This is a genomic window from Streptomyces sp. NPDC056161 (genome assembly GCF_042268025.1).
In the GTDB taxonomy this organism is placed as follows: domain Bacteria; phylum Actinomycetota; class Actinomycetes; order Streptomycetales; family Streptomycetaceae; genus Streptomyces.
Genome location: NZ_JBHJUV010000056.1, coordinates 17,154 through 35,406, shown reverse-complemented (window position 1 = coordinate 35,406; position 18,253 = coordinate 17,154). Strand labels below are relative to the sequence as shown.

Genomic DNA, 18,253 nt, shown 5'->3' with positions numbered 1-18,253 from the left:
TTGATCTGGTATGAGCGGGTTGGAAGGGCAACGGGCCGTGCTGGCGGCCAAGTTCGAGGCGATTCTGCCGCACCTCGACGAGCGGCAGCGTCGTCTGTTGATAGGGGCGGAGGCCCAGTCTCTCGGTCACGGCGGGATCAGAGCAGTCGCCCGTGCCGCCGGTGTCCGTGAAGCCACTGTGTCCGCTGGAGTGCGGGAACTCGGCTCCGGACAGGCTCTGCTGGGACGGGTCCGCCGGCCCGGCGCTGGCCGCAAACGCGTCGTCGACCGCAACCCTGCTGTTCGGGAGGCACTCCTCATGCTGGTCGAACCCGACGTCCGCGGAGATCCCATGTCACCGCTGCGCTGGACCACCAAATCCACCCGCAGGCTCGCCGAGCAGCTGACCCGGCAGGGCCACAAGATCTCCGCGGACACGGTGGGCGATCTCCTGCGCGAGGAGGGCTTCAGCCTGCAGAGCAACGCCAAGACCCTCGAAGGCAAGCAGCACCCCGACCGGGAGGCACAGTTCCATTACCTCAACGAGCAGGTCCGCAATCACCAGGACGGTGGGGCTCCGGTGATCAGTGTGGACACGAAGAAGAAGGAACTGGTCGGCCTGTTCAAGAACAGCGGCCGTGGATGGGAGCCGAGAGGCGATCCGGTGCGGGTCGACACCCATGACTTCCCTGACCGCGAGCTGGGCAGGGCGGTGCCCTACGGCATCTACGATGTCGCCGCGAACACCGGCTGGGTCGACGTGGGCACCGACCACGACACCGCCGCGTTCGCGGTCGAGTCGATCCGCCGCTGGTGGAACGGAGCAGGGCGGGCCACCTATCCGACGGCCGACCGGCTGCTGATCACCGCCGACGCGGGCGGCTCCAACGGGTATCGCACCCGCACCTGGAAGACCGAACTCGCCCGGTTCGCCACTGAGGCCGGACTGGCGATCACGGTCTGTCACCTGCCTCCCGGCACTTCGAAGTGGAACCGGATCGAGCACCGGCTGTTCTCCCACATCACCATGAACTGGCGCGGCAGGCCCCTGACCAGCCACGAAGTCATCGCCGAGAGTATCGCCGCGACCACCACCAAAACCGGTCTGACCGTGCACGCCGAACTCGACACCAACCCGTACCCCACCAGCATCCAGGTCAGCGACGGTGAGATCGCCGCCCTGCCGATCACCCGGCACCGTTTCCACGGCGACTGGAACTACACCCTGTGCGCCACGAGGCGCGACGAGATCGAGCGGGGGTGAAAGGACCCTGCCGCCGGGCAATCGCAGTTGCCCGGTGAAGCTGAGGGCAGGCCGACCCCGGGAACGCCGGGAAGGCTGGGAGCAGCCCTGAGAAAGTACGGGACGGGTCGGCACTGTCAGACGATCCGGGTCCGGCGAGCAGCGAGGAGAAGGTGTACGCGAGGAACCACTGTCTGATGCCCCGTAACAGTTCCGCCCGGCTCAAATCTGACGGATACGGGCCCGGGGTGCAGCGCGTGACCATCGCCGCGAAGTGGCGGGATTGGTCAACTCCGAAGCCGGTCAGGGTGTCCGGTGGGGAGGCCACGGTGAATGCCTGCGGCGTAGTCGTGGCGCTGCTGCCGGGGTAGAGGTGGGCACCTCACTCCTTGATCGATTTGGTCGTGAACGTGGGAACCACCCGCGGTCGCCCCAACCTTCGAGCAGCCAGCTCGGTGGCGGGCAGGCCCGTTGTCGGCTGAGGGCCGTCGGGTGGGGCGGAAGCCTCGTAGTAGTCCGAACGGAGGAGAGCTCCGTGCATGGCAAAGGAAGCCAGCAAGTCAGTGGTGGAGATACTGGAAGATCAGGAGGTCGTCGCCGGTGAATACCGACGATCTTGAGCTCGCCTTGTACGAGGCCGAGCGCAAGGTACTGAAGATCCAGCTGCGCCGTCTGGGCATCGCCACCATCACCGACCGGGTAGTCCAGGCGTCCCTCAAGCTGGTGTTGGAGCCGATCTTCGAGGCGGATTTCCTCCCGTGTTCCTACGGGTTCCGCCCGAACCGCCGGGCTCACGACGCGGTGGCCGAGGTGCGCCACTTCGCGTCCCACTCGTATGAGTGGGTCGTTGAGGGCGACATCAAAGCCGGTTTCGACGAAATCTCGCACACCGCTCTACTCGAACGGGTGCGCGGTCGTGTCGGAGACAAACGCGTCCTGCCCCTGCTCAAGGCGTTCCTCAAGGCGGCCATCCTCGGTGAGGACCGCGTGCTGCGGGAGAACAACGCCGGTACCCCCCAGGGTTCGATTCTCTCCCCGTTGCTCAGCAATGTGGCCCTCACCGTCCTGGACGAGTTCATCGCCCAGCACCCCGGGGGTCCCGGCGCTGGGAAGCTGGAACGGGAAAAGCGTCGCCGTCGCGGTCTGCCCAACGTCAGGCTGGTCCGGTTCGCTGACGACTGGTGCCTGATGGTGCACGGAACCAAGACCGACGCCGAAGCCCTACAGAAGGAAATCGCAGGGGTCTTGTCCACGATGGGCCTGCGCCTGTCGCAGGAGAAGACCTTGATCACCCATATCGACGAGGGCCTTGATTTTCTCGGCTGGCGCATCCAACGCCACCGAAAACGAGGCACGTCCAAGCAGTACGTCTATGCCTATCCGTCGCGCAAGTCCGTCAAGGCCGTGACGCGCAAGGTGAAGACGCTGTGCCGACGAATGGATACGAGCCAGCCGCTCGATTCCCTGTTGCGCCAACTCAACCCGGCGCTGAAGGGCTGGTGCGTCTACTTCCGTCCCGGGGTGTCCAGTGCGGTCTTCGGCTACCTCAGCTACTACGCGTGGCTGCGGTTGGGCCGATGGCTGTGCCGCAAACACCACCGATCGGGATGGAAGGTCCTCCGCCGCCGCTACTGCGTCGGCGGATGGTGGCCCGCCTCGGAAGAAAGATCACTGTTCAATCCGGCCAAGGTGAGCACGACACGCTACCGATATCGGGGAGCAGTCATCCCGACGCCGTGGCCGACCATGGGATGAGAGAGGCAAACGGAAACCAGCACGGCTTGTGGGGCGCCCGGTGCTCGGAAACGGGCACGCCGGGTGCGGGAAGCGGCCTGGGGAAACGGGCCGGTGGATGACACCGGAACCGCGCCCCAGGTCGACTTCACCGCCCCTTTTCGGGTTCGGCTGGCCCGCTGCGTTCCCGGTGGCGCGGATCGACCAGATCCTCGTCAAGGGCGTCACCCCGGTCTCGGCCCGAACGCTGCCGCGCACCGGAAGCGACCACCTGCCCGTAGCAGCCGCCTTGCGCCTGTGACGGCGGTGTGATTTTCATCGATCACTGGCGTGGTTACTCGGTGGCATCTGGCGAACGGCGGGGGCAGTGGCCGATGCAGCGTGCGAGCTGGCCGACACAGTGACGCCGGGGACCTGGAGCACGGGCGCGGTCGAGGACGCCGCCTACGCCATCGACACACTCGCCGAGGCCCTCGCCGCGAACCTGACGACAGTGCCAGACGGACCCCTTCTCGCCAGGGCGGATGAGGTTTCGGCAGTCGCGGTGCCAGGGACGTCTGTCCAAAGCCGTCGGACGTGTCAGTCGGCAGGCGGGAGGCGGAGCGTGGCGACGGCCCCGCCGTCGGGCGCCTTGGCGAAGGACAGCGACGCCCCGATGACCCGGGCCTGGCCGAGCGCGAAGGTCAGTCCGAGGCCGTGGCCCCGGCCGCGTTCGGACGCGCCGGTGCGGAACCGTTGGGGTCCGTCGGCGAGCAGCTGGCGGGGGAAGCCCGGGCCGTGGTCCCGTACGGTAACGCAGGTCCCCGCCACGTCGACCTCGACGGGTGCGCGACCGTGCCGGTGGGCGTTGACGACCAGGTTGGTGACGATCCTGTCGAGCCGACGCGGGTCGGTCTGGGCGGTCAGGGCGCCGGACGTGGTGAGCCGTGTCTGCAGCCCGGTGCGCCGTACGGATTCCGTCACCAGTTCGCCGAGCGGTACCGGCTGGGTGTCGGCCTGTTCGGCGCCCGCGTCGAGCCGGGAGATCTCCAGCAGGTTCTCCACCAGGGTCCGCAGCACCCCCACCCGGTCCCTGACCAGATCCGTGGCCTCCCCCTCGGGGAGCAGCCCGCTCGCGGTGACCAGACCCATCAGCGGGGTGCGCAGTTCGTGGGCGACGTCGGCGGTGAAGTGCTGCTCGGCCAGGAGCCGCCCGAGCAGGCTGTCGGCCATCGAATCGACGGTGGCGGAGATCTCGGCGATCTCGTCGCTGCCGCGGCCGGCCCCGGTCCTGGCGGCCAGGTCACCGGCCGTGATCCGGCGTGCGGTCCGTGCCACCCGCCGAAGCCTGCGGTTGGGCAGTTCTGCGGCGAGCGCCGACAGCGGTACGACGACGGCCAGCGCGAGCAGGGAGTACTTCCACATGTGCCGGTCCAGGGCGCGCCGGGTGAGCAGGTCGGGTGTCATGTCGACCTCCACCGCCACGGGGCTGCCTCGGTACGTTTGTGCCGCCCACATCGAGGGGTGGTCCCCGGGGCCGTCACCGTCGTACCAGGTGGCATACCCGTCCCTCAGCCCCTGCGGGCCGCGGAGTCGGCGCAACAGTTCGACGGGCATGGCCCCGGGCGACATGCGAAGCGAGTCGGGCGGGGTGGCGTCCCGTTCGTGGTCCTGCAGGTCTCGGGACAACTGCGTCACGGCCTTGGCCCTGCCGTCGTTCAGGGACCGGGCCAGGGTGCTGCGGTGGACCAGCACCCCGACGGTCAGCGCGATGGCGCAGCAGGCCACGGCGACAAGCACAGCGATCTTCCAGCGCAGTGAACGCCAGTTCAGCAGGTCGCGCAGGATGCCCACGTCAGCGCCGCAACTTGTAGCCGAAGCCGCAAACGGTCTGGATCCGCGCGGCTCGGATCTTCCTCCGCAGCCGCTGGACGCACAGGTCGACCACGCGGCTGTCGCCGTCCCAGCCGTAGTCCCACACGTTGCGCAGCAGCATGTGCCGGTCCAGTACGACGCCGGGGTTCGCGGCGAACTCCAGCAGGAGCCGCAGCTCGGTGGGGGCCAGCGCAACCGGTTCGCCGGTCGGGGGGTGGTGCGGCACGTCCGGGGCGGTGGCGGGGTTGAAGGTCGCCCGCCGCAACAGCGAGCGGATCCGGGCCACCAGCACCGCGGTGTCGACGGGTTTGACCACGTAGTCGTCGGCGCCCGCCTCCAGGCCGGAGACCACGTCCAGGGCGTCGTCGCGCGCGGACATCATCCGGATCGGGTCCATGCTGGTCTCCCTGACTCGGCGGCACAGCCCGATGCCGTCGAGGGCGGCCAGCATCACGTCCAGCAGTAGCAGGTCGTGGCGGCCCTCCCGGAACAGTTCGAGCCCGGTCAGGCCGTCACCGGCGGAGGTGACATGGTAGCCGTAGCGCTCCAGTGCCAAGGTGACCGATCTGCGGATCACTTCGTCGTCCTCCACGAGCAGGATCGCCACAGGCACCAGGGCGGTTCCCCCGGCCACTGGATCCGACATCTCTCCCCATCGGACGTAGTTGCTGGAGGTCCATCATGCGACAGGGCATCCCGCCCTGCCGAATTCCGCCTCCACCACGCATACGCCGGCGCCGGGTTCGCCGGTGATGCTGTCGGGTCAGGGTTCGCGGGTCTGGGGGCTGTGGTTCGGGTCCTGGTCACCGAGATGGCTGTCGCGGTGGTCGGGACGGGGCGGGGCACCGGTGGGGGTGCAGCCCTGGCGGGACAGGTCCAGTTTCGATCCCTTGGCCAGACAGTCAGTGATCATGTAAACCTGCTGGCCGTAGCTGCGACCCTTCGTGGAGGTCACTTCCCCGTTCGGGCCCACTTCGCAGGGGTTGTTGTCGGTGCATTGCTCGCCGTCGTCGTTGTGGGTGTTGTGGATTCCCACGACCATGGTGCCGTCGGGGGCCAGCAGAGCCGAACCGGAGTCGCCGTGCCAGGGGGCGCAGTCGTCGCTGGTGGTGTAGCGGATTGAGTTGTTCAGCTGGTAGCCGCCTTCCCGCAGGTGCGGGACTACGGCCTCGGCGGTGCAGTGGTAGCGGGCGCCGACGGAGGCCACGGTCAGTGGGTCGCCTGCGCGCACGGGGGCGGACGCGAGCTGGAAGACTTTCGCCCCTTCGGCCTTCAACTGCGCGTAGGTCTTGTCCAGGCGGTAGAGCGCGATGTCGGTGCCGGTCATCGTCGCGTACACCAGCCGTTTCGCACGGGCCGTGGTCTGCGGATAGCCCTGACGGTCGACGATGGGCACCTCGCGGTCGGCAGGCTGGTCCACCAGCGCGGCTCCGGGCGCGGGCTACTGTCCTTGCACACAGTGACCGTTGGTCAGCAACAGCGCCGGGTCCTGCGGACGGGAGGCGGGGGTACGGATCACCGAGCCCGCACAGCCGCTCAGGTCCACCGACCCTTCCATGTCCGGGATCAGATCATCGGGGGGCACATCGGTCCCCGTAATGATGCCGTTGATCCAGTCGGCGTGCCTGGTGACATCGGAGTACAGCGTCTTGCCGCTCTCGTCGGGGCCGCTGACCACACCGGCCACGGCCCACTGACCGCCCTCACGGACCAGCGCGGGACCGCCGGAGTCCATGTTCGACGCGGCGACGCTGCCGTCGGCGCTACCGACGCACAACTCTCCGCTGGCCGCGTGTGACGGACACGCCGAGGCCGGCTGCACCACGGTGTCGGCCTCCCGCAGCCGCGTGGGGAAACACGCCGGATTGGTGCTGTCGTCGCAGGTCATGCCCCAGCCCATGATACGGACGGGCGTGGTGTCCGGCGGCGTGGTCGAGGCGATCCGCACCGGCTTGGCCCGAACCGGGGTCCGCAGGTGCACCAACGCGAGGTCGCGGCCCCAGAACCCTGCCTCATCGCGACTGGTCGCCAGCCGGTAGTAGTGGTCGACCTCGGCGACCTCGCCGCCGGAGGTGGTGTCCAGTGACCCGACCCGGACCTTCCAGCCACGCGGGACACCCGCCTTCGCATTGGTCGGGTTCCGGCTGGCACCGTGGCTGGCGGTCAGGACCCATTGCGGCGCGAGGACCTCCACCCCACAGCCGTGCTTGTCCGGGCGCGGCGGGGCGGGGTAGGACAGCTGGAACGAGCCCATGAACGAGTAGGCCCGGGTGGACTCGGTGCCACCCACGATGGCCTGCGCCGATAAGGGCGCTACAAGGGCCGCGGTCAGCGCGATCCCCGCCGTCAGGGCGGCGGCCGCCCTTCGGCCTGTCGACGTGTGCATGCGTGGCTCCCCTTGCGTCTGCCGTCGGCCATCGCTCCGGCGGGCTGGTGCTGAGGACAGCAGTCGGCCGCCGGCGCGGACGGGGGAGGACCGGCCGCCAGTTGAGCCTGCACCAACCCTGGTGACCCGACCGTCACCGCGAACATTGCGGCGGTGGCGACCAATATCTGCCGGATACGGATCAACGAGCTCTCCTTCTGTATTGACTCTCGTATGGGCGGCCCCGAAAGTCGGCCCGATTCCCCTTGCCGAACGTGAATGTGACGGCGCGTCATGACCGGATGGAGCCACCTGGTCACCTGGGGGTGTGGAACGGTCCGGCGCGACGGCCGCGAACGGGTGTGGACCGTCTGTGCCTCTGTGCGCCATGGGTAACCCCGCCGCGAGTCACCCAGGTCTCACCAGGCGGCGGCCAGTCCCAGCAGGCCGAGCGCCAGGCAGATCCCAAGGTTGATCACTTTGTGGGACAGGAAGACCGCGATGAACTCGCGGATCGTCGCGTTGGGCCAGAAGTACGCGGCGGTGGGCGCGCCAACGACCTGGCCTCGGACGCCGGTGCGGCGGGCCGTGAGCGCGGCACGGAAGACATGGAAGTTGTTGGTGACGACGACACGCCGGTAGTCCGGCTTCAGCTCCTGCATGATCGCCTTGCTGAACCGCAGGTTCTCCTCGGTGGTGCGGGAGCGGTCCTCGCGCTGGATCCGGTCCTTGGGGACACCGCGTTCGACGAGGTAGTCGGCCATCGCGTCGGCCTCGGGGAGCTCCTCGTCGGTGCCCTGGCCGCCGGAGGTGACCAGCACCGGGGGGTTGCCGCGTGCAGCCTGCGCCTCATACACCGTGCGCCCCCGGTCCAGCCTGTTCGCCAACAGCCACGGCACCCGGGAGCCGCCGATGAGACCGGAGCCGAGAACGACGACGAAGTCCACGTTCCGCCGGACCGGCAGCCGACCGTAGAGGAATGCGTAGCAGAGGAAGCAGAGGAAGAGGAAGGAGACGTAGCCGACCACCGGTATCGCGGCGCTCGCGACGCGGACGAGCGTGGGCGAACCGTGGACGAGGATCGCGCCGAGCAGCACGATGAAGCCGAGGATCGCCAGCCCGGTCAGCAGCGAGAGCAGGTTGGCAGGGCTCGTGCTCTCCTTGCGGACCATCTTCACACCGTTCGCGATCAGGAAGAACGCGAGCGCGAAGGCGCCCAGGCCGAGGAGCAGGCAGGTGCTCACCACTGTGGCATTCGAGACCGCCGACGGTTCCCGCGCCTTCTCCAGGGTCTCGTGGATGGCCAGGAGGATGACGGCGGTGCCGAGGAGGACGGCGCTGCTGAACCGGCGGGGGTCGTACGCAACGCGGGCGCAGAAGATCAGAAAGAACAGCGCGGCGGCGCAGGCGAACATCGGTCTCCTGTCGGGATCCTGGCCATTCGGTCGAGGGGCAGGGTCAGTAGGTGCGGCGAGAGTGGTGCGGCGAGCCGCAGGTCGCTGCCGAACAGGACGGCGGACCCGCGCGTTGCGGGCGGTGATCGACCGTGCGGCCGAGATACCGATCTGCACGCCGGAGGCCACGCGGGCACCTTGCCGGGGCGTTCAAGAGGCCGAGGAACAGCTCGCGGGTGTCAGACGATGCGCTTACGACCCCGGATGAAGATGAACGCGATGACGGCTGAGGTCAGGGCGAAGAGGACCGAGGCGCCGAACCACTGCATGCCGCTCATCTGCGAGATCGGCAGGTAGTCCACCGACCAGCCCACGAGGTCGAACTTCTGGACACAGACCTTGTCCGACACCTCGCGCGCGCAGGTGCCCCAGCCGTAGGTCTGCCCGGAGTGCGAGATGAGCGACCGGTCGATCTCGAGGGCGGACCGAGGTAGCTGCGGGAACGCGTTGATTCCCTTGTTGGTGGTGACCGTGACGACGTGGCCGAGGTCCAGCCGGAAGTAGCTCCAGATCACCTGGACGACGACGGCGAAGGCGAAGGTGACGACCATGGAGATCAGGGTGCGGCGCAGGAGCATGCCGATCACCACGCCGCCCACGAAGGTGAAGAGCGCGAGCGCGACGGGCACGGGTCCGGTGTTGTCGAACGCGGAGCCATCGCTCCACCCCAGAACTGTGGGCTCGTTCTTGACCGGGCCCCACCACCGGCCGAACGCGATGGAGAGCGCCGCCGTGCACACGATGAGCACCAGGCCGCCGATGCCGAGCTTGGTGGCCAGCCAGCGGCTGGAGGTGACGGACTGGGAGGCGACGAGTTTGGCGGTGCCGTTTTCCAGATCGCCGGCGAGCAGAGGGGCGCCGAGGAAGACGCCAAGCAGGATGGGGATGAAACCGAGGCCGTAGCTGACGAGTTGGAACCGTTGGCGGTGTACGCCCTCGGGCCACTTGTCGGAGTCGGGCCAGCCATGGGCGGTGAGGTAGTCCATCAGGTCGATGCGCTGATAGACGAGCCACGCCACGGTGACGGCAGTGGCGACGAAGAGGGTCCAGAAACCGGCCCGGTGCTGGCGCCAGATGAGCCAGTTCATGCCGCTGAGCCGGGGGCCACGGGTGGCCGTGGGGGACGCAGCGGACCCGTCGGGCCTGGTGGGCCTGATGGAGGAGGTCTTGGTTGGGTTGCTCATGCCGCCGCCGTCCGTGAACCGTTGGAGCCGTAGGTCTGGCCCGGGACGTGGGCTTGGGGCGTGATCAGCGGTGGCGCGTCGGGGCAGCGCAGGTAGGAGAGCAGGAGTTCCTCCAGGTTCGGTGTGTCGGCCTGCCACTGGCCGGTCACCGGGCCGTCGGGGCGGATGAGGGCGGTGACCTGGTGTCCGCTGGTGCGGTACTCGACGAGGGTGTGGCCGGCGAGCTCCGCCGGGACGCCCTGCGTACGTCCCTGCCACTGGCTGTCGCCCTCGTCGATCCGGACGCCGCGCAACAGCAGGTGGGCGCTGCGGAGTTCGTCCACATCACCGGCCATGCGCAGTCCGCCCGAGGACATGACGAGGAGGAAGTCGCAGACGCTCTCCAGCTCGCTGAGCATGTGGGAGGACATCAGCACGGTGGTGCCGTGTTCGGCGGCCTCGGCCATCAACGTGTTCATGAGCTCGTGGCGTACCAGCGGGTCGAGGTCGGACATCGGCTCGTCGAGTATCAGCAGGTCGGGGCGCTTGCCGAAGGCGAGGGCGAAGGCGACCCGGGTGCGCTGCCCGCCGGAGAGGGTGCCGATCCTCGCTTCCATGGGCACATTGCCCGCGCGGACGATGTTCTCGGCGGCCCGCTGGTCCCAGCCGGGGTTCAGCTCGTGGCCCATGCGCAGCGTCTCGGCCACGGTGAAGCGGGGGAACAGCGGCTTCTCCTGGGCGAGGAACGCGGTACGGCGTCCAGCCTCCACGGATTCCGGTGCCGCGCCGAACACCTTGAGGGTGCCGTCCGTCGGCTGCAGCAGATTGGTGGTGATCGCCATCAGCGTTGTCTTTCCCGCGCCGTTCGGGCCCACCAGGCCGCAGATCCGGCCGGCCGGCAGCCGGAACGAGCAGTCCCGCAGGGCCCAGCCCCGGCGGTACTTCATGCCCACCCCGTTGGCCTCTATCGCCGGCTCCTGCGCCGGGTCCCCGACGTCCATGGCACTCCTGGCGTTACTCACTGGTACCTCGTTTCCGGACTTTCCGTTGTGCCGACGGCCGCCGCGGTCTCGGCGTACCGCTCTTCCCGGACCGCCGCGACCAGCGCGGCCACATACTCCCGCTCCAGGCCCGCCTCGCGGGCCCGCCAGTGACCGTCGGGTGAAGGTGCCCAGGCCGAGCCGTGGTTCGGCCAGACCTTCGCGTTCCAGCTCCCGGTAGGCCTTGAGTGTGGTGTTCGGGTTGACCGCGCGGGTGTCGGCGACCTCCCTGACGGTGGGCAGCCGGTCCCGGCATCAAAACGCCCAGCCGCAGGGCCTGCTCGATCTGCTGTGTCCGCCGTCCCGGGACTGCGGACACAGGGGTGTGGGCAGCGGTGGGCGTCAGCCCGTGGCGGCGGGACGTCAGCTGTTCTGCGCGGGGGTCTGCTTCATGCCGGCGACGATCGCGCGCTTGGTGATGGCGCTGGTGTAGCGGATGGTGCCGGGCTTCACCACGACCCCGTACTCGAAGACCTTCTTCACCTGCACGGTGCGGTCACCGAGGAAGACATGGGTCTTCTTGTCGAAGATCCATTCCTCGCGTTCGCCGCTGGTCTCGTCCAGCCTCGCCACCGCGACTCCCGAACGGCCGATCGCGTCCTGAGCGTCGTTCACCAGCACCACGCCGGGGATCTTCGCGGCGGCCTTGAACAGTGCCGAGTAGAGATCCGCGGGCGGGTAACTCTCGGTGAGCAGATCACCGATCGTGCTGAACGCCTGCTGGTCGGGGGTGTTGCCCTGTCCCTTGGTCTCCTTGTAGATCAGCTTCAGCAGTTTGTCGGGGTCGGTGGTCAGCTGGGTCAGGAAGTCGTACGACTGGTGGCCTACGCCGGCCTTCGGGGTGTTGCCCTGCTCGTCGGGCAGGCTCAGCGTCTCGCCCTCGGAGTTCTCGTTGACGGTGGGGTCGATCAGCCAGCCCTTGGTGCCGTCGGCGGACTGCCAGATCTGGCGCTTGTGGAGTGCGTAGCTGGCCAGGCTGCTCTTGTTGTCGACCGTCTTCACGAAGGTGTCGGCCGTCTCGGACTCGATGTAGACGTACTGGCCCGGCTTGACCGTGGGGTGGGTTTCCTCGGCCGCCACCGTCGAGACCTGGTCGAGCAGTTGCGGCAGACCCTTGGTCGTCGTGGCGCCGACAAGGGTGGTCAGGGCAGGTCCGGTGGCGACGCCGCCAGAGCGCACGCCGCCGCCGTTGAGCGCCGTCCCGGCGACGACCGCGCCGGCCACGGTCAGCGCCATCACGGGCAGTGTGAATGCCGGGCGCGGCAGCCGGAACCCGCGGGTTTTCGGCCGGACGGGGGCTGCCACCATGGCGCTCTCGTTCCCCTGGATGTCCTGCTGAATGTGGGCCATCAGACGCTCCTTGTGGAACTGGTGACGGCCCGCCGGGAGATCGCGCGCAGTCTGGGGCAGGAGCGGGGCGCTCTCTTCCCACTCGGCCGGGATTTGCCGGGACTGGGTTGCTTTCATCGGATTCCTTTGGATACAGGCCGGATCAAGTTGACATGTTCTTCTCTTGTCTGCCGATCCGGCCGACCGAGTTCCCGATTTCGTCGCACGAGTTTTTCCGCGTGTCTTTCGGCGTGCATGTCGGCGTGCATGTCGGCGTACGGGCTCGGCGCTGACGTCGTGGCGGGCGCGCCGCCGAGTTCGGCCTCGGTGAGTTTGCGCAGCTTGGTGCGGGCGCGGGAGAGGCGCGAGCGGACCGTTCCGACGGGGATGCCGAGCGCCTCGGCCGCGGCCGTGTACTCCAGCCCCTCCCACAGACACAGCGTCAGGACCTCACGTTCAGGTCTGCGCAGTGCGGTGAGCGCGCGCAGTGCGGCGGCGAGGCGCCGTCGGTCGTCGAGCCGGCCCGCTACCTCGTCGGCGTGGTCGGGCAGGGCCGTCTCGGCCTCCGCGGCGGCGTTCGCCGCGGCCCGGTAACGCCGGTTGCTGCGGTAGTGGCCACGGGCGACATTGGTCGCCACGCCCAGCAGCCACGGCCGTAGGGAGCCGCCCTCGGGCTCGACCCGGTCGCGCAGCCGCCAGGCCTCCATGAAGGTCTCGGCCATCACGTCCTCGGCCGCGGACCAGTCGGGGGCCAGACGGAAGGCGTGGTTGTAGACCGCGCTGGCGTAGCTGTCGTACAGCTCGGCGAACGCGCTCGGATCCCCGGCCCGTACCCGGGTACGCATATCGGTGCTCACCTTCATTGACTGTCGAACCGTCCGCTCCGAGTTCCCGTGACCTACACCACAGGCAGGTGAGATCCGCGATCCCGCGTACGCGGGCGGAAGGCCCCCTGGAATCCGCCGGCCCGGTGCGCGCTCCCCAGCGGATGGCCGTGTACGGGGACCCGGCCGCGCGCTCTACCGCCGGCCTCTGATGTCGGCGACGCGGCCGTCGGCCCCCGCACGCTGCTCCAGAGTGTCGGCGGCTGCGGCCGTCCGGCCGACTGCGCGGGGGGCGCGCAGGGCGTACCCCACCAGGACGACACCTGCGAGCAGCAGGAAACCGAGTCCGCTGAACACCACACCGGTCCACCCGAAGGCGGAGAACAGCACCCCGGCGACTGCGGATCCGACGGCGCCTCCAGCGAAGACCGCGAAGATGTATACGGTATTGAGCCGAGCCCTGATCGCGGGGCGCGCGGCGAAGATGCGCGCCTGGTTGGCTATCTGACCGCTGGTCGTCCCGTATCCGAGAAGGTTGCAGCCCACGGCGAGGGCGATGAGTGACTGGCCGGCGAACCCGAACAGTGCGAAGGCGAGCAGCGCCGACGTGAGGGACAGGACATTGACGTTGCGCGTGCCCCATCGGTCGGTGAGGCGCCCCGAGTAACGGGCGGCCAGGGCACCGGGCACGCTGAACAGGCCGAAGAGCCCGATCACCGCGGGGCCCAGCGAGATCGGGGCCGCGGTGAGGTGGAAGGCGAGTGCCGACCAGAAGGCGGAGAAGGCCGCGAAGACCGTCGCTCCCAGCGCGGCCGACAGACGCAACGGAGCGTGTTCGGCGATAAGCCCGGGGAGCGACGCCAGCAGACGGAGGTAGCTTTCCGAGGCTTCGGTCGGGGTCGGCCGGTCGTCCGGCATGTAGCGCGGAAGGACCAGGAGCAGGGCTCCGGTGGCCAGGGCAGCGATGACGAATCCGGCCCGCCAGGTACCTGTGGCCTCGGCGATGAGGCCGGCGGCGGTGCGCGAGAGCAGGGCTCCCATGGTCAGTCCCGTCCCCACCGCGCCCAGGACGCGACCGGCATTTCCGGGAGTCGCCATGGAGACGACGGTCGGCATGATGACCTGTGGCAACACGGTGCTGGCAGAGAGTATGAGGGTGGCCATGCTCAGCAGAGCGACCGAGGGGGCGAAAGCGCCCGCGAGGAGGGCGGTGGCGGTGACGGCCAGCAGAAGGACGGACAACCGGCGAAGCCGAACGGTGTCAGCAAGCGGGACGATGGCGAGGATGCCCAGTGCATAGCCGATCTGTCCTGTCGTGGCCACCAGCCCGGCAGCGGAGGGCGATATCCGAAAGCCCCGGGCGATCTCGTCGAGGAGCGGTTGGGTGAAATAGATGTTGGAGACGGTGATCGCAGTCGCGGTGGCGAAGACGGGGACGGTTCCCCGTTTCGTGCCCGGGCGGGTGGCTGCGCTGGTCATGGGGTCCTTAAGTGCGTGAAGCACGGGTTGTGATGGGCGCAGGCGCGATCGCGTCGACCGGACGCAACAGCGGCTGTCACGGTGGGTTCGGCACGCCGTGGCGGTCCGGTGCCGATGAGCAGGCCGGTCCCTGTGCTGCCCGTTGGATACGCCCTGTCTGCGTGCAGGCGTGGCCGCAGCGACTGCACGCCTGCCGAAGCAATGCCTGTTCGCGACATGGAGCCGGTAGGACGATCTGGCGCCGGGCGGCACCGGGAACATCGCCGTCGAGCGCATGCGGCGCAATCGCGCTTTCGCGGCTTGGGGGACTGGCACCGCTCGTTGCTCAGGCGGTCACGCCTACGAGACCGGAACCGCTGATCACGGACAGCGACGCAGCCGTGGACGGGAACACCGGAGACCTGTCCGAGGAGCGCCCTGAGCGGGTGGAACGGACGCCGGGTGCGCCTTCGCTCACCTCTGCGGAACGATGTGCAGGGCCCAGTTCGCGAGGAGAGGCAGCGGCGCGGGCCGCAGTCAGGCCGACCTGCTCCAGGTGAGTTCGGCTGTGCGTTCCGCGCCCCACAGTCGGATGGGAGTGGCGACGCCGAGTCTGAGGAGCGAGCCTTCGAAGCTCACCGTCCGCACCTGGGACCGCCCGATCCAGTTCGGGAAGAGGCTGGTCGTGACGTGGTGTTCGACGGTCGTGGGATCGACGACCTCGAACGGCCCGCCGTAGGCGACGTAGCCCGCCGCTGCCCGGGCCAGTTCATCGGCCGCCGCGTCCTCGAGACGTGCCGATCTCATGGGCGGGCGGTCGCCACGCCCCAACTGGGCGGACATGTATCCCTGAGGGGTGTAGACGATCAGGCCGTACGGGGTGGAGCCGAGGGGATGGATGACCTCCCCGTCCGTGCTCGTGGCGGTGTAGGACACGAGGTGCCATGCGCCGAGCAGCTTCCCACGGATCTCTTCACGGGCCTGGTGTTCATTCCCCACGGCGGTGTGGTCCGTAGTGGTCACGGAAGTGACTCCTTTCATTCCGGTCATTCCGGGAGAGCGAGCGGGCCCCGTTCGGAAGAGCGAACGGGGCCCGTGGCAACGGTCAGCGCTGGGTGAGTTCGCCGTCGACGAGCCGCCACAGGTGCAGCGGGTTCGCCTCGCGCAGTGGCTCGGGCAGCAGGTCGTCGGGGAAGTTCTGGTAGGTGACCGGACGTACGAACCGTTCGATCGCGCCCATGCCTACGGAGGTGAAGCGGCTGTCGGAGGTGGCCGGGAACGGGCCTCCGTGGGTGGAGGCGTAGGAGACCTCCTGCGGGATCGAGAAGGCGTTGAACACGATGCGCCCGGTGCGGCGCTCCAGGATCGGCAGGAGCTGTTCGGCGGCGGTGCGGTCGGCGGCCTCGGCGTGCAGGGTGGCCGAGAGCTGTCCGCGGAAGGCGCGGGCCACCTCAAGCAGTTGATCCGTGCCGGTCAGCCTGACCAGCAGGACGGCAGGGCCGAAGACCTCCTCACGGAGGGCCGGTTCGGCCAGCAGTTGCTCACCGGTGACCTCGTACAGCAGGGACTGGCCGTCCCCCGCGTGAACCGGGGCTGATCCCGCGCCGATCAGGCCGGCGCCGTCGTCCTCCATCCGCTGTGCGTTGCGGGTGTAGGCGTCGTGGATACCGGGGGTGAGCATGGTCCGTGCGGCCACCTTCTCCACCTCGGCCGTCGCCGCGTCACGCAGTCCCCGGAAGCCGGGTCCCTCGACGGCGAGGAGGACGGCGGGCTTCAGGCAGGCCTGCCCGACGTTGTACATGGCGCGCTGGACCAGGCCTGCGCCGATCTCGGCGCCGCGGGCCGCGAGGGCGGCAGGCAGTACGAAGGTCGGGTTGACGCTGGTCATCTCGGTGAACACGGGGATGGGGTCGGGACGCTGCTGACCCCGGCGGTAGAGGGCCATGCCGCCGGCCTCGGAGCCGGTGAAGGTGACTGCCCGGACCAGAGGATGGTCCACCAGCGCCTCACCGATCTCGTTGCCGGCACCCCGGACGAGGGAGAAGACGCCTTCGTGCAGTCCCGCCTCGGCGACGGCCTGCTGGATGACACGGCCCTGGATCTCGGAAGCACCGGGGTGTGCGTTGTGGGCCTTGAGGATGACGGGGCAGCCGGCCGCCAGGGCCGAGGCGGTGTCGCCGCCCGCCGCCGAGTAGGAGATCGGGAAGTTACTGGCGCCGAAGATCACCACGGGGCCCAGGGCCACCTTCTGCAGCCGGTGATCCATGCGCGGCGCGGGCAGGCGGTCCGGCTGCGCGGGGTCGACGGCCGACTGAAGGAAGCGGCCCTGACGGACGACGGTGGCGAGCCGCTCTGCGCCCAGTGCTCCTGGACGACGATGTCGCCGGGCTGAGGCTGGAAGTCGCTGTGGAACTCCCCGCCCCAGGTTCCGCGGGCGAAACTGTGCCGCTCCATGATGGTCCGCTGGGTGGGGTTGGGGTGATCCCACGTCTCGTAGTCCCCCGCCTCCCAGCGACGGTGCGGAACGAACATCACGCGGACACCGGCCTCACGGGCGGAGGCGACCACAGAGCGCAGGTGGTCCAGCAGGCCCACCGCCTCCGCCATGGGCTCCAGGTGCGGCCAGATCTTGCCTCCCTCGGACAGAAAGTCGTTGTAGGGGTCGACCAGCAAAACGGCCGTATGGCGGGGGTCATAGGTCTGGGACATGGTTCCTGCTCCGATCTGGATGATGACTGACAGGCAGTTTCTACATTACGTTCATCATCCTGAAAGTCAAATAAATGGCATATGAGCTGGCCTTACGCCACAGGGAGTATGATGGATATCATGCAGTTGCGTAGTGGCTACACTGCGCCGCCTCACGAAAGGCAGGGCCGACATGGGCCACTCACAGGCAGAGAAGGCCGCGACCCACGAAAGGGTCCTGCGGATCGCGTCCCGCAAGGTCCGCACCGAAGGCGTCACCCGCCCCGGCATCGCGGACCTCATGAAAGAAGCCGGGCTGACACATGGCGCCTTCTACACTCACTTCGACTCACGTGATGACCTGATCACCCAGGCCGCCGCCGCTGCCCTGGCCCAGGGCTCAGCGAAGATGGAACGCGCCGCGCGGAAGAACGAACAGGACGCACGGGCCGGTCTCGTTGACGCCTACCTCGCGAAACAGCACCGCGACGCGCCGGCCACCGGCTGCGCGCTGGTCCCGCTCGGTGCCGCCGCGGGACGCGGTGACCAGCACTTCCAAGAGGCATACGAGAAGCAGGTCCGCACCTACCTGGAACTGATCGCAGGCCTGGACGACGATGCCGAAGACGCCCGGGCCGAGGCAATGCTCACCCTCAGCGCCCTGGTCGGCGCTGTACTCATGTCCCGGGCCGTGGCCGACAAGGACTTCTCTGACGAACTACTGAAGACGGTCTCCGAGCAACTCAAGCGATACGCGTCAAGAACTTCGTCCCCCACCGCCTGACACCCGCCCCGCCCCCCGACTGGAACCTCGACTACGGCCGACTCGTCCTGGCGATCCGCCTGACGCCGCCTACCTGGCCCGGCGCGGACTGCCTGCGCGCGGTATGAGACGAGCCAGTCGGTTGCGGGCGTGAAGCCGATGGCCACCACGACACGACCACGTCTGCGTGCGTGGCGCTTTGCCGCTGGTGCAGGAGGTGCGGACGGGGCAGGGGTTGCAGTGTGCGGGGTTGAAGCGGACGACTGCGTAGGGGGCCGTCGCCGGGAGTTTGAGCCAGTTGCCGCTGATCTTCCCGTTCGGGCACGTGACGGTGCGGCGGTTGAAGCCGATGGTGAAAT

Annotated in this window: 16 protein-coding genes and 1 pseudogene; 4 read left to right on the top strand and 13 right to left on the bottom strand. The window is 68.7% G+C overall.

What is annotated here, in order from left to right:
- Positions 1-10: 10 nt before the first annotated feature.
- From ACFC09_RS36885 to ACFC09_RS36875, 3 genes and pseudogenes are all read left to right on the top strand, one after another.
- A pseudogene (locus ACFC09_RS36885) lies at positions 11-1,207 on the top strand (ISAzo13 family transposase); the annotation flags it as partial.
- Positions 1,208-1,822: 615 nt separating this feature from the next.
- Entirely contained in the window at positions 1,823-2,977 is a 1,155-nt protein-coding gene (locus ACFC09_RS36880) for a reverse transcriptase domain-containing protein (RefSeq protein ID WP_376535804.1), read from the top strand.
- Between the two features lie 97 nt (positions 2,978-3,074).
- On the top strand, positions 3,075-3,257 hold the full coding sequence (locus tag ACFC09_RS36875; protein WP_376535853.1) for a hypothetical protein: 183 nt from the start codon (positions 3,075-3,077) through the stop codon (positions 3,255-3,257).
- Between the two features lie 278 nt (positions 3,258-3,535).
- On the opposite strand, the gene ACFC09_RS36870 is transcribed toward ACFC09_RS36875, so the two are convergent.
- The 13 genes from ACFC09_RS36870 to ACFC09_RS36810 form a co-directional block, all read right to left on the bottom strand.
- A complete protein-coding gene (locus tag ACFC09_RS36870) occupies positions 3,536-4,789 on the bottom strand; it encodes an ATP-binding protein (RefSeq protein ID WP_376535802.1) in 1,254 nt (417 codons plus the stop codon).
- A 1-nt stretch (position 4,790) separates the two neighbouring features.
- Positions 4,791-5,456: a response regulator transcription factor gene (locus tag ACFC09_RS36865; RefSeq protein ID WP_376535800.1), complete on the bottom strand. Its 666-nt coding sequence runs from the start codon at positions 5,454-5,456 to the stop codon at positions 4,791-4,793.
- A 117-nt stretch (positions 5,457-5,573) separates the two neighbouring features.
- The gene (locus ACFC09_RS36860; protein ID WP_376535798.1) at positions 5,574-6,230 is read right to left on the bottom strand and encodes a serine protease; all 657 of its coding nucleotides are present in this window, start codon (positions 6,228-6,230) and stop codon (positions 5,574-5,576) included.
- Positions 6,231-6,251: 21 nt separating this feature from the next.
- Positions 6,252-7,196, bottom strand: a complete 945-nt coding sequence (locus ACFC09_RS36855) for a trypsin-like serine protease (protein WP_376535796.1) — start codon at positions 7,194-7,196, stop codon at positions 6,252-6,254.
- Positions 7,197-7,594: 398 nt separating this feature from the next.
- Positions 7,595-8,590 (bottom strand): YdcF family protein, encoded by a 996-nt coding sequence (locus ACFC09_RS36850; RefSeq protein ID WP_376535794.1) that lies wholly within the window; start codon positions 8,588-8,590, stop codon positions 7,595-7,597.
- 218 nt (positions 8,591-8,808) lie between these two features.
- Positions 8,809-9,813 (bottom strand): ABC transporter, encoded by a 1,005-nt coding sequence (locus ACFC09_RS36845; RefSeq protein ID WP_376535792.1) that lies wholly within the window; start codon positions 9,811-9,813, stop codon positions 8,809-8,811.
- Positions 9,810-10,793, bottom strand: a complete 984-nt coding sequence (locus ACFC09_RS36840; RefSeq protein ID WP_376535789.1) for an ABC transporter ATP-binding protein — start codon at positions 10,791-10,793, stop codon at positions 9,810-9,812. The genes ACFC09_RS36845 and ACFC09_RS36840 overlap by 4 nt, the downstream gene beginning before the upstream one ends.
- Positions 10,794-11,195: 402 nt before the next feature.
- Positions 11,196-12,299: a CU044_5270 family protein gene (locus tag ACFC09_RS36835; RefSeq protein WP_376535787.1), complete on the bottom strand. Its 1,104-nt coding sequence runs from the start codon at positions 12,297-12,299 to the stop codon at positions 11,196-11,198.
- Entirely contained in the window at positions 12,296-13,018 is a 723-nt protein-coding gene (locus ACFC09_RS36830; RefSeq protein ID WP_376535785.1) for an RNA polymerase sigma factor, read from the bottom strand. Before ACFC09_RS36830 ends, ACFC09_RS36835 begins: the two co-directional genes overlap by 4 nt.
- A 162-nt stretch (positions 13,019-13,180) precedes the next feature.
- Positions 13,181-14,464 carry an MFS transporter gene (locus tag ACFC09_RS36825; RefSeq protein ID WP_376535783.1) on the bottom strand — a complete coding sequence of 428 codons (1,284 nt, stop codon included), beginning with the start codon at positions 14,462-14,464 and terminating at the stop codon, positions 13,181-13,183.
- Between the two features lie 516 nt (positions 14,465-14,980).
- Positions 14,981-15,466, bottom strand: a complete 486-nt coding sequence (locus ACFC09_RS36820; RefSeq protein ID WP_376535781.1) for a lipocalin-like domain-containing protein — start codon at positions 15,464-15,466, stop codon at positions 14,981-14,983.
- 82 nt (positions 15,467-15,548) lie between these two features.
- Positions 15,549-16,724 carry an aldehyde dehydrogenase family protein gene (locus ACFC09_RS36815; protein ID WP_376535846.1) on the bottom strand — a complete coding sequence of 392 codons (1,176 nt, stop codon included), beginning with the start codon at positions 16,722-16,724 and terminating at the stop codon, positions 15,549-15,551.
- The gene (locus tag ACFC09_RS36810) at positions 16,667-17,152 is read right to left on the bottom strand and encodes a cysteine hydrolase family protein (protein ID WP_376535779.1); all 486 of its coding nucleotides are present in this window, start codon (positions 17,150-17,152) and stop codon (positions 16,667-16,669) included. The genes ACFC09_RS36815 and ACFC09_RS36810 overlap by 58 nt, the downstream gene beginning before the upstream one ends.
- A gap of 172 nt (positions 17,153-17,324) precedes the next feature.
- Here ACFC09_RS36810 and ACFC09_RS36805 point away from each other — a divergent pair, with 172 nt between their 5' ends.
- Positions 17,325-17,915 carry a TetR/AcrR family transcriptional regulator gene (locus tag ACFC09_RS36805; protein ID WP_376535777.1) on the top strand — a complete coding sequence of 197 codons (591 nt, stop codon included), beginning with the start codon at positions 17,325-17,327 and terminating at the stop codon, positions 17,913-17,915.
- Positions 17,916-18,253 lie beyond the last annotated feature (338 nt).